Origin of the sequence: Psychroflexus gondwanensis ACAM 44 (genome assembly GCF_000355905.1) — a bacterium.
Lineage (GTDB): Bacteria > Bacteroidota > Bacteroidia > Flavobacteriales > Flavobacteriaceae > Psychroflexus > Psychroflexus gondwanensis.
Map to the genome: position 1 here is coordinate 357217 of NZ_APLF01000009.1, position 10080 is coordinate 367296.

Annotated in this window: 13 protein-coding genes and 2 pseudogenes; 13 read left to right on the forward strand and 2 right to left on the reverse strand. The window is 35.5% G+C overall.

Going from position 1 to position 10080, the window contains the following annotated elements; genetic code table 11:
- Positions 1 to 5: 5 nt before the first annotated feature.
- The gene (gene pepT / locus PGOND44_RS10520; RefSeq protein WP_003441300.1) at positions 6 to 1241 is read right to left on the reverse strand and encodes a peptidase T; all 1236 of its coding nucleotides are present in this window, start codon (positions 1239 to 1241) and stop codon (positions 6 to 8) included.
- Between the two features lie 108 nt (positions 1242 to 1349).
- On the opposite strand from pepT, the gene PGOND44_RS10525 reads away from it, so the two are divergent.
- From PGOND44_RS10525 to PGOND44_RS10570, 12 genes and pseudogenes are all read left to right on the forward strand, one after another.
- On the forward strand, positions 1350 to 2375 hold the full coding sequence (locus PGOND44_RS10525; protein WP_003441303.1) for a quinone-dependent dihydroorotate dehydrogenase: 1026 nt from the start codon (positions 1350 to 1352) through the stop codon (positions 2373 to 2375).
- A 3-nt stretch (positions 2376 to 2378) separates the two neighbouring features.
- Positions 2379 to 2999 (forward strand): LysE family translocator, encoded by a 621-nt coding sequence (locus PGOND44_RS10530; RefSeq protein ID WP_003441307.1) that lies wholly within the window; start codon positions 2379 to 2381, stop codon positions 2997 to 2999.
- A 45-nt stretch (positions 3000 to 3044) separates the two neighbouring features.
- A complete protein-coding gene (locus PGOND44_RS10535) occupies positions 3045 to 3908 on the forward strand; it encodes a hydroxymethylglutaryl-CoA lyase (RefSeq protein WP_003441310.1) in 864 nt (287 codons plus the stop codon).
- A gap of 45 nt (positions 3909 to 3953) precedes the next feature.
- Positions 3954 to 5000, forward strand: coding sequence for a 23S rRNA (adenine(2503)-C(2))-methyltransferase RlmN (gene rlmN, locus PGOND44_RS10540; protein WP_003441313.1), 1047 nt, complete (start codon positions 3954 to 3956; stop codon positions 4998 to 5000).
- A 235-nt stretch (positions 5001 to 5235) separates the two neighbouring features.
- A pseudogene (locus PGOND44_RS10545) lies at positions 5236 to 5448 on the forward strand (IS4 family transposase); the annotation flags it as partial.
- A 223-nt stretch (positions 5449 to 5671) separates the two neighbouring features.
- Positions 5672 to 5827, forward strand: coding sequence for a hypothetical protein (locus PGOND44_RS15570; RefSeq protein ID WP_003441316.1), 156 nt, complete (start codon positions 5672 to 5674; stop codon positions 5825 to 5827).
- Positions 5828 to 5874: 47 nt separating this feature from the next.
- Positions 5875 to 6207 (forward strand): hypothetical protein, encoded by a 333-nt coding sequence (locus tag PGOND44_RS10550; protein WP_003441318.1) that lies wholly within the window; start codon positions 5875 to 5877, stop codon positions 6205 to 6207.
- Entirely contained in the window at positions 6208 to 6783 is a 576-nt protein-coding gene (locus tag PGOND44_RS10555; protein WP_003441322.1) for a hypothetical protein, read from the forward strand.
- A gap of 159 nt (positions 6784 to 6942) precedes the next feature.
- Positions 6943 to 7167: pseudogene (locus tag PGOND44_RS15885) on the forward strand (transposase); the annotation flags it as partial.
- A 295-nt stretch (positions 7168 to 7462) separates the two neighbouring features.
- Positions 7463 to 8011 (forward strand): REP-associated tyrosine transposase, encoded by a 549-nt coding sequence (locus PGOND44_RS10560; RefSeq protein WP_003441325.1) that lies wholly within the window; start codon positions 7463 to 7465, stop codon positions 8009 to 8011.
- A 3-nt stretch (positions 8012 to 8014) separates the two neighbouring features.
- Positions 8015 to 8314 (forward strand): hypothetical protein, encoded by a 300-nt coding sequence (locus PGOND44_RS10565; RefSeq protein ID WP_003441328.1) that lies wholly within the window; start codon positions 8015 to 8017, stop codon positions 8312 to 8314.
- A 135-nt stretch (positions 8315 to 8449) separates the two neighbouring features.
- The gene (locus PGOND44_RS10570; protein ID WP_003441331.1) at positions 8450 to 9001 is read left to right on the forward strand and encodes a hypothetical protein; all 552 of its coding nucleotides are present in this window, start codon (positions 8450 to 8452) and stop codon (positions 8999 to 9001) included.
- A gap of 103 nt (positions 9002 to 9104) precedes the next feature.
- On the opposite strand, the gene PGOND44_RS10575 is transcribed toward PGOND44_RS10570, so the two are convergent.
- Complete coding sequence (locus PGOND44_RS10575) at positions 9105 to 9482, reverse strand: helix-turn-helix domain-containing protein (protein ID WP_003441334.1); 378 nt, start codon at positions 9480 to 9482, stop codon at positions 9105 to 9107.
- A 119-nt stretch (positions 9483 to 9601) separates the two neighbouring features.
- On the opposite strand from PGOND44_RS10575, the gene PGOND44_RS16130 reads away from it, so the two are divergent.
- On the forward strand, positions 9602 to 9751 hold the full coding sequence (locus PGOND44_RS16130) for a hypothetical protein (protein WP_456153951.1): 150 nt from the start codon (positions 9602 to 9604) through the stop codon (positions 9749 to 9751).
- Positions 9752 to 10080: the final 329 nt, after the last annotated feature.

A 10080-nucleotide genomic window follows, 5' to 3' on the forward strand; every position in this document is an offset into this window, starting at 1 on the left:
AAGATTTAGCGACCTGCCGTGAGTTCTGCAATTTTGACAATGACTTCACTAGCTTTCACCATACTTTCTAACGGAACATACTCGAATTTTCCATGAAAATTATGCCCTCCAGCAAATATGTTAGGACAAGGTAGGCCTTTGTAACTAAGTTGAGCACCGTCAGTCCCTCCTCTTATGGGTTTTAGGATGGGGGTGATGTGAAGCTCTTTCATGGCTTGCTCGGCAATATCTACAATGTATTTGATAGGCTCTACTTTTTCTTTCATGTTGTAATATTGATCATGAATTTCTAACTCCACCACCTCTTGACCGTGGGTTTTATTCATTTTGGCAACAATGCCTTCAAAAAGTTCTTTTCTAGCTTCAAATTTTGCTTTGTCGTGATCTCTTATAATATAGTTTAATTCACTGAGCTCTATGTTACCATTCATTTTGGAGAGGTGAAAAAACCCTTCGTAACCTTCAGTTTGTTCTGGGACTTCCTCTTTTGGTAAGACATCAATAAATTTTTGAGCGAGGTACATCGAATTTACCATTTTTCCTTTAGCGTAGCCTGGGTGAACACTTGTTCCTTTAAATTTTAGGGTAGCAGACGCAGCATTGAAGTTTTCGTATTCCAATTCGCCAATTTGACTTCCGTCCATGGTGTAAGCGTAGGCTGCACCAAATTTTTCAACATCAAAATGGTGGGCACCTCTTCCTATTTCTTCATCTGGGGTAAAACCGACCCTTATCTTTCCATGTTTTATTTCGGGATGGTCTACAAGGTATTCCATCGCCATAATAATTTCAGTAATTCCTGCTTTATCGTCGGCGCTTAAAAGAGTAGTGCCATCAGTAGTGATGAGGGTCTGACCCTCGTAGAGTTTAAGATCCTCAAAATAATCTGGGGACAAGATGATATTTTTTTCGGCATTGAGCAGTATATCTCCACCATCATAATTTTCATGAATTTGAGGCTTAATGTTAGAAGCCTTGAAATCTGGTGAGGTATCAAAATGCGACACAAAACCTATCGTTGGAACCTCATGGTCTACGTTTGAAGGTAGTGTTGCCATAATATAGGCCTTATCATCTATAGAAACATCCTGTAAACCGATACGTTCTAGCTCCTCTTTTAAGAGATGAGCAATAGTCCACTGTTTTTCTGTACTAGGTGTACTTTCACTATTTGGATTGCTTTGCGAATCTATTTTGACATAGGTAAGGAATCGATTTAAAAGCGTCTTAGAATCTATCATCTTTTGTTCTTATTTTGCTCAAAAATAAGAATTTGTATTCATTAACCTCCAATAAAAAGTCGCTCTTCCTAAGATTTACTTTATTTTTGTGCTCAAATTAAAGTAAAAATGTACAAACAAATTTTAAGGCCAATTTTATTCCAGTTTGATCCTGAAGCTGTACATCATTTTAGTTTTAACGCTTTAAAGCTCGCTCATAAAATTCCTGGGTTTTCTTCAATTTTAAAAAAGAGTTTTGTTCTTGAAGATAAAAGATTGGAACGTGAGGTTTTTGGTCTTAAGTTCAAAAACCCCGTTGGTCTAGCTGCAGGGTTTGATAAAAACGCAGAACTTTATCAAGAGTTATCAAACCTCGGCTTTGGTTTTATTGAAATAGGAACAGTTACTCCTAAAGCACAACCTGGGAATCCAAAAAAGAGGTCATTTAGATTAAAGCAAGACTCCGCGATTATAAACAGATTTGGGTTTAATAATGAAGGGGTAGAGGAGGCTGTAAAGCGACTGAAACAAAATCGAGATATCCTTATAGGCGGGAATATTGGTAAAAACAAAGCGACCCCTAATGAAGAAGCTATCAATGACTACGATATTAGTTATGAAGCACTGTTTGATTATGTGGATTACTTTGTGGTGAATGTGAGTTCGCCGAATACTCCCAACTTGAGGGCTTTGCAAGATAAGGAGCCTTTACAAAAGCTTCTGAATCACCTCCAAGCCAAGAACGAGAAAAAGCCAAAGCCAAAACCTATTTTGCTAAAAATAGCGCCAGACCTTACCGAAGAACAATTGATGGATATTATCGACATTGTTATAACGAGTAAAATAGCAGGGGTGATTGCGACCAATACTACTATTTCTAGAGAAGGATTGTCTTCAACTCATAAAGAGGAAGCAGGAGGTCTAAGTGGGAAACCACTTACCAAGTCTTCTACAGAGGTGATTCGCTTTTTATCGACCAAAAGCCATAAAGCTTTTCCAATTATTGGGGTGGGTGGAATTATGACTCCACAAGATGCTTTGGAAAAACTGGATGCTGGGGCAAGTCTGGTACAATTGTATACCGGTTTTGTTTACGAAGGGCCAAGTCTTATCAAAGCCATCAATCAAGCTATTCTAGATCGTAATCCCAAGTAAGATATGCTTGAGCAGATTCTTCCATTCCTTATCGCTTCTATTTTTTTAACACTATCACCGGGGCCCGACATTATTTATGTTCTTTCTCAAAGCCTGGTTGGAGGCTACCGGCGAGGACTTATGATCGCCGCTGGATTGGTAACTGGTATAATTGTTCATACCTCTTTGGTCGCTTTTGGAGTGTCTCTGGTTATCAAAAATTCGGAGACCTTGTTCTGGGGTATAAAAATCGCAGGAGCCTTATATTTGCTTTATTTAGCTTACAAAGTATATAGCTCTTCCCGAGGTGAAGGATTTTCCTCAAGTGAGGAAACCAAAATTAGCAAATCTAGTTTTAGCTATTATAAAACAGGTTTGGTGATGAATATGCTCAATCCTAAAGTAACTATCTTTTTTTTAGCCTTTTTTCCTGGGTTTTTGTGGGATACCAACTCCAATTTAGTTCTTCAATTTTACATTTTAGGAGGCTTATTTATGCTTCAGGCTTTTATTATTTTTGGTATAGTTTCAGTTTTAGCAGGAAAAGTTTCAACGGTGATGTTTCAGAAGTCAAGTCATTTTACATTTTTAAAATGGTTTCAAATTCTAACTTTTATAGCCATAGCTATTCTGATTTTACTTTAAGCTCATTTCATTTCTCTAAAAACCTTAAAACTGTATATTTGGCCTATGAAATCCGTCAAGATAATTGAGTGTCCTAGAGATGCGATGCAAGGCATAAAGCCTTTTATTCCAACTGAAGAAAAAGTAAAATACATCCAATCCCTTTTAAGGTGTGGGTTCGATACTATAGATTTTGGTAGTTTTGTGTCGCCTAAAGCGATTCCGCAAATGCAAGACACTTCTAAAGTCTTATCCATGCTGGATTTATCTACTACCAAAAGTAAACTCTTAGCTATTGTAGCAAATCAAAGAGGAGCTCAAGACGCTTCTCAGTTTCCAGAAATCGATTATTTGGGGTACCCTTTTTCAATTTCCGAAAACTTTCAAATGCGAAATACGCATAAGACCATTGCAGAATCTGTTGAGGTTTTAAAATCTATTCTTGAGATAGCTCATAAGTCCAATAAATCTGTTGTTGCGTATTTGTCTATGGGATTTGGAAATCCATATGGAGATCCCTGGAACACAGATATCGTAGGGAAGTGGACCGAAATCTTGGCAGATCTCGGGGTGAAAATTCTATCCTTATCGGATACCGTAGGGAGTTCCACTCCAGAGGTGATCGAAGATTTATTTTCTACGCTTATTCCTAAATATCCTAACGTGGAATTTGGTGCTCACCTCCATACCACACCAAATGCTTGGTTCGAAAAAGTAGATGCTGCAACAAAAGGAGGATGTAGGAGGTTTGACGGAGCTATACAAGGATTTGGTGGCTGCCCTATGGCCAAAGATGATTTAACAGGAAATATGCAGACTGAAAAAATGCTGTCTTATTTCAATTCTAAGAAGATGGAGAATTCCATAAAAATGGCAAGTTTTGAATCTGCTTACAATAAAGCATCAGACTTATTCTCTAAATACCATTAATATACTTTTTGGAAGATTCCTCTCTTTTTTACTTAGTTTTGCAGTGTGGAAAATTTAAAGAAAGATATAAGAGCACTAAGCAAACAAGAGTTGCAAGAATTCTTTGTTTCTCAAGGTGATAAATCGTTTAGAGGATCTCAAGTCTACAATTGGCTCTGGAACAAAGCGACTCACAATTTTGGGAACATGACCAACTTGTCTAAAGAGACTCGACAAATGCTCGAGGATAATTTTGTGATCAATCATATTGAGGTAGACCAGATGCAACGAAGTAAAGATGGTACTATCAAAAATGCAGTTAAACTTCACGATGGTTTTACTGTTGAATCTGTATTGATTCCAACCTTATCCAGGACCACAGCTTGTGTGTCCTCCCAGGTAGGATGTAGTTTGGATTGTAAATTTTGCGCCACTGCAAAATTGAAAAGAATGCGAAATCTCAATGCCGATGAAATTTTTGACCAAGTGGTCGCTATCGACAAAGAGAGTAGACTCTATAATGGCATTCCATTGTCCAATATTGTATTTATGGGAATGGGAGAACCTTTGATGAATTATAACAACGTGCTTAAGTCTGTAGAAAAAATTACTTCTCCCGAAGGATTGGGCATGTCGCCAAAGCGAATTACTCTATCCACTTCTGGAGTTCCAAAAATGATAAAAAAACTGGCAGACGATGATGTAAAATTTCATTTGGCCGTATCTCTTCATTCCGCGATTGATGAAGTGAGAACTCAAATTATGCCCTTCAATGCAAAATTTCCTTTGGTAGATCTTAAGGAGTCCTTGATATACTGGTATGAGAAAACAGGTAAATCTGTGACTTACGAATATATTGTTTGGAAAGGTATTAACGATACTCAAGAGGATATAAGTGCTTTAGTGAAGTTTTGTCAATTGATTCCTTGCAAGGTGAATATTATAGAATACAACCCAATAGATGACGGGCAGTTTCAACAAGGTAGTGACGATGCTGTTGCCAAACACGTAAATGCCCTAGAGGCCAATCATATTACGGTGACCTTAAGACATTCTAGAGGAAAGGATATCGATGCCGCTTGCGGACAGCTAGCCAATAAGATTAAAGCTTAATTTAAATAAAAAAGTCTTTAAAATATAAAAGCTCCGATCATTGATCGGAGCTTTTTTTATGCTCAAAAACTTGACATTACCATCCAGCAGGTCTTTTTTTTTAGTCAGCTTAGAATTAATAATCTTAATCAGTGCGTTTTTTCTTATCTTCATAGAGATGATTACAATGTTAATTGTCTACAAAAGGAGTTTATTTTCTAAGAGCTATAAAAATTCTTCTATCCAGAAGGCTTAAGAAACCGTAGGCGGATTATTTAAAGATTTGAAGCATGACTATATTGAAAATAAGTTAAATATCAAGATCTTAGCAGTTGTCAACCAAATAATAACTCTTTTGGAAAAACTGGTAGATTCAATTGATATTATTACATCCAAAATAATAGAAAATATTGTGAGTTATGGGTTTTTAATCAATACCCATAGCTTTAAACATCAGGGCGATGAGTGAAATTGATTAGGTGCGAAACTTGAGTAATTTAAGAAAAGTTCAGTATTTAGCGGGACATCTTTAGATGAGTCAACTGAAAAATATTTACAAGATGATCTGGAAAACCTGCAAGAAATCGTGAACAACTTCTATCCTATTAGTTAAATGAAATTTTAATATGTTGATAGCAACATGAGAACAATAAAAACATTAAATTAACTTTGTAATAATAAAAGTTACGATTATGAATATAGAAACCACAAAATTAGAATTGATGCATCTTTTACTGCAAACGCAGAAAGAAAGCTTGTTAGCGAAACTAAAAACAGTTTTTGAAGAAGAACAGATTTATTGGTTGACCAAGAAATTGGAGGCGAAAAAGTCTCAAAAACAGAAATAGATAGCCTACGTAAAAAATATAATAAATACCTTTATTTTAATTTAAGTATGAGCCGAAATAATAAAGAATTATTGAGCACTACTCCACAAAACAGGAATGAGTTTGGAGCTATGGTCAGCCAACTGGCTTTTGAAATGGGAAATAAAGTACATCTTTTTACAGAAAACAGAGATACCATTGAGATTGCAGATTTTGTTTATCCTAGGATGTATGGGATGAGTAAAGCAACAACGATCATGTTTGTTTACCCTAGAGAAGAAGAGAAACTTAAAGAGGAATACCTCAATTTTACTGTAGAAGATATTGGCTTATATACAGGAGAGGTAAGATTCAAAATCGATATAGAAAAAATAAAAAATGAACCAATTTTAAATTTTTAGATGAGAGCGATAGTTTTAGTTTTTTGCATTCTTATTATGGTTCTATCTTGTGCACCATACAAACCAGCAAGAATTAAATTAAATGGTGGAGAAACGATTGATGTGACAGGTAAAGCAGATGATGGTTATTTTGTTTACAAAACGCCAAACAGTAATTCTCAAAAAGTCCATGCATCAGATATAGATTATTTAGAAATGAAAAATAATCGAAACGAGATATCTAAATTTAAGTATTTAAAAGTAGCGAGTAAAAATAAATATTTGTTGATGGAGGAAGAGATAGAAGGTCCAGTAAGCCTTTATATCATCACATCTGAATTTTATGGAGATCCATTTGCTGCTGGCATGAGCAGGTTGCAATCTACAATTGTAAACCATTATGTCAGGAAAGAGCAAAACGGTAAGGTGGTGTTCTTATCCTCAAATCACTTTGCAAACGATAACCTTGCTAAAATAGGGCCTTCTTTTTTTAAGGATTGCCCAGAACTGGTTAACAAAATTAAAACCGAGGAATTTACAAAAAAACAAATTGAAGAAATAGTCAACTATTACAACCAGAATTGCTTTGTAAACTAACTTTTATGAAAAATCGATTAAAAAGCCTTAGTAACGCGAGTTTAATAATTTTAATTTTAAGCTTTTCGTTGCTTTCTTATCACTCATCTGCTCAAGGGCCTAATACCCCTTGCTGGTGCGAGCGTAATTAGCCGGAAGGGCTAGCGCGAGCATCTTGCTCGTGCGGGCAAAAAAAACAGCAATGTTGCCAATAAACAGTTTTGGCAGCAGAATAATAAACCAATAGAGATTTGGTCATTAAACGTATTTGAGCAGAAACTAAAATACATACACGACAATCCTGTTGTATCAGGCTTTGTGACCAACCCTATAGATTGGAAATTTAGCAGTGCAAGAAATTATGGTAATGATGACCATACCATTTTGGAAATTGATATAAATTAGATAGTGCGTACGAGCGAGACTCTCCCCTGCTGGTGCGAGCGTAATTAGCCGGAACGGCTAGCGCGAACATCTTGCTCGTGCCCTCAAAGAAAAGTAAACTGATTTTTATCTATTTTTACTAAAAAGAGTTGATGAGCAGAAAGTATAAATTTGCAGATAAATCTGGTGCGTACTTTATAAGCTTTACCCCCTGCTGGTGCGAGCGTGATTAACCGTAACGGCTAGCGCGAGCATCTTGCTCGTGCCCTCAAAGAAAAGTAAACTGATTTTTATCTATTTTTACTAAAAAGAGTTGATGAGCAGAAAGTATAAATTTGCAGATAAATCTGGTGCGTACTTTATAAGCTTTGCTACTGTGAACTGGATAGATGTATTTACTAGAGACGCTTACTTTTGGTGTATTATAGAATCGTTAGATTTTTGCAGAAAAGATAAAGGCATGGAGCTTTATGGTTATTGTATCATGCCAAGCCACGTTCATTTAATTTTTCGGTCAGCATTAAACGATCCTTCAGGATTAATAAGAGATTTTAAAGGGTTTACTTCAAAGAAAATAGTTAAAATCATTGATGATAATCCACACGAAAGCCGAAAAGAATGGATGCTCTGGATGTTTGAACGTGCTGGCAAAAAAAATAGCAATGTTGCCAATAAACAGTTTTGGCAGCAGCATAATAAACCAATAGAGATTTGGTCATTAAACGTATTTGAGCAGAAACTAAAATACATACACGACAATCCTGTTGTATCAGGCTTTGTGACCAACCCTATAGATTGGAAATTTAGCAGTGCAAGAAATTATGGTAATGATGACCATACCATTTTGGAAATTGATATAAATTAGATAGTGCGTACGAGCGAGACGCTCTCACCAGCTGGGGGAAATAATCTGTATAAAGGAGCTACAGTATCTAGTGTTATCAGACAGGTTAATAAAAACTCCAATGAAAACCATAATTATGATAAATACATTAGAATTACTACAACTAAAGAAGAGGATGCGAGAGCTATTGAGGCTGCGTATACAGAAGCTAACTCAGAGAAATATGGAATTTGTGGAACTTCTTGCCTTGATGTCCCTCAAGAGGCTCTAGCTGCTACAGGAAGAAAATTTAAAAGGTTTTTGTTGACAAATTACTTAATTTAGGAGATATTTTACCAAATCGTTGGTTCATTGACTTTGGTTGGCATAATAATAACAGAAGCTATAATATTGTAACACAACCTAAAGTTACGATAACTACTGGTCCATTAACTCAAGGAAAAATAGAATATTAATAAGATGAAAAACAAAACAAAATTATTTGTTCTAGCTGTTTTTATATTAGTTGGAGGGTATTTTCTTATTAATATTTTTATAGGAAAATTAACTTATAATGTTGGTGGTCAAAGAGGGTATTCAAAATCTTTAATTGAATCAAAAGAAAGAGACGTCTTTGTGAAAAAATTGAATCATAAAATCACCCCTAACAGCTTAAAACTTAATTCTAATTATGCCTTTTTTATTGAGAGAGGATTCAATTATGGTAATAATAGTATTTTCGTTACTGATTCTTTAATAGGTAATAATCAAGATTCCCCCTATCAGCTTATATATGGATGTATAAATCCCTGTAAAAAATTTAAATCATGTAATTATGATTGTGATAAAGAGAAATATATTCATAGGGATACACTAGTTTTATTAGAATCTTCAAGTGCTTTTAAATTAGAATTAGAAAATGATTTTATAAGAGACACTATTACATATGATATTTTATATAACACCTTACAGTCTTATAAAGTAGATACTATTGGGAAAATAAAAGTTTGGGATAGTAAAATCCTAAATTAACCCCCACTCCCGCTAGTTTAGCAAAATAATGGCTACCGCTAATATTTATTAGAGGAGTTAAGAGTAAAAAAAGTTAAGAAGCTACTGTAACAAGTAGCTTTTTTTATGCGTAAGCTTTTTTAGTTTTAAAGTCACGTAAAGCCATATCAATCATATTGAGAATAAAGGTTTTGTTATCCTCGTTAAGTTCAGAAATTCTTACCAATCTATCTACAGCTTCCTTATCAAGCAGTAAATTAGTTTTACCAATAAGATAATCTACAGACACTTCTAAAGCATCCGCAATTTTAGAGACCACGTCAATCGATGGTGTAATGTCGCCACGCTCGTATCTACCAATAACATTTTGGTGTACACCAACCTCTTTAGCTAGCTGTGATTGTGAGAGGTTTTTAGTATCTCTACACTCACGTAATTTTTTCCAAAACTCATAATTAATACACTTTATGCTATTAAAAACCACAGTTGGCGCAAGAGTCACGCTCGTGATCTACCCCTAATTGTGCGAGCGTGATTAACCGTAACGGCTAGCGCGAGCGTCTTGCTCGTGCCCTCAAAGAAAAGTAAACTGATTTTTATCTATTTTTACTAAAAGAGTTGATGAGCAGAAAGTATAAATTTGCAGATAAATCTGGTGCGTACTTTAAAAGCTTTGCTACTGTGAACTGGATAGATGTATTTTCTAGAGACGCTTACTTTTGGTGTATTATAGCACCTGCTGGTGCGAGCGTAATTAGCCGGAAAGGCTAGCGCGAGCATCTTGCTCGTGCTGGCAAAAAAAATAGCAATGTTGCTAATAAACAGTTTTGGCAGCAGAATAATAAACCAATAGAGATTTGGTCATTAAACGTATTTGAGCAGAAACTAAAATACGTACACGACAATCCTGTTGTATCAGGCTTTGTGACCAACCAAATAGATTGGAAATTTAGTAGTGCAAGAAATTATGGTAATGATGACCATACCATTTTGGAAATTGATATAAATTAGATAGTGTGTACGAGCGAGACGCTCGCACCAGCTGAGCAGAAACTAAAATACATACACGACAATCCTGTTGTATCAGGCTTTGTGACCAA

Coding starts and splice junctions, on each gene's coding strand:
- pepT (WP_003441300.1), bottom strand. CDS start 1,241: ATGATAGATTCTAAGACGCTTTTAAATCGATTCCTTACCTATGTCAAA.
- PGOND44_RS10525 (WP_003441303.1), top strand. CDS start 1,350: ATGTACAAACAAATTTTAAGGCCAATTTTATTCCAGTTTGATCCTGAA.
- PGOND44_RS10530 (WP_003441307.1), top strand. CDS start 2,379: ATGCTTGAGCAGATTCTTCCATTCCTTATCGCTTCTATTTTTTTAACA.
- PGOND44_RS10535 (WP_003441310.1), top strand. CDS start 3,045: ATGAAATCCGTCAAGATAATTGAGTGTCCTAGAGATGCGATGCAAGGC.
- PGOND44_RS15570 (WP_003441316.1), top strand. CDS start 5,672: ATGAATATAGAAACCACAAAATTAGAATTGATGCATCTTTTACTGCAA.
- PGOND44_RS10550 (WP_003441318.1), top strand. CDS start 5,875: ATGAGCCGAAATAATAAAGAATTATTGAGCACTACTCCACAAAACAGG.
- PGOND44_RS10555 (WP_003441322.1), top strand. CDS start 6,208: ATGAGAGCGATAGTTTTAGTTTTTTGCATTCTTATTATGGTTCTATCT.
- PGOND44_RS10560 (WP_003441325.1), top strand. CDS start 7,463: ATGAGCAGAAAGTATAAATTTGCAGATAAATCTGGTGCGTACTTTATA.
- PGOND44_RS10570 (WP_003441331.1), top strand. CDS start 8,450: ATGAAAAACAAAACAAAATTATTTGTTCTAGCTGTTTTTATATTAGTT.
- PGOND44_RS16130 (WP_456153951.1), top strand. CDS start 9,602: ATGAGCAGAAAGTATAAATTTGCAGATAAATCTGGTGCGTACTTTAAA.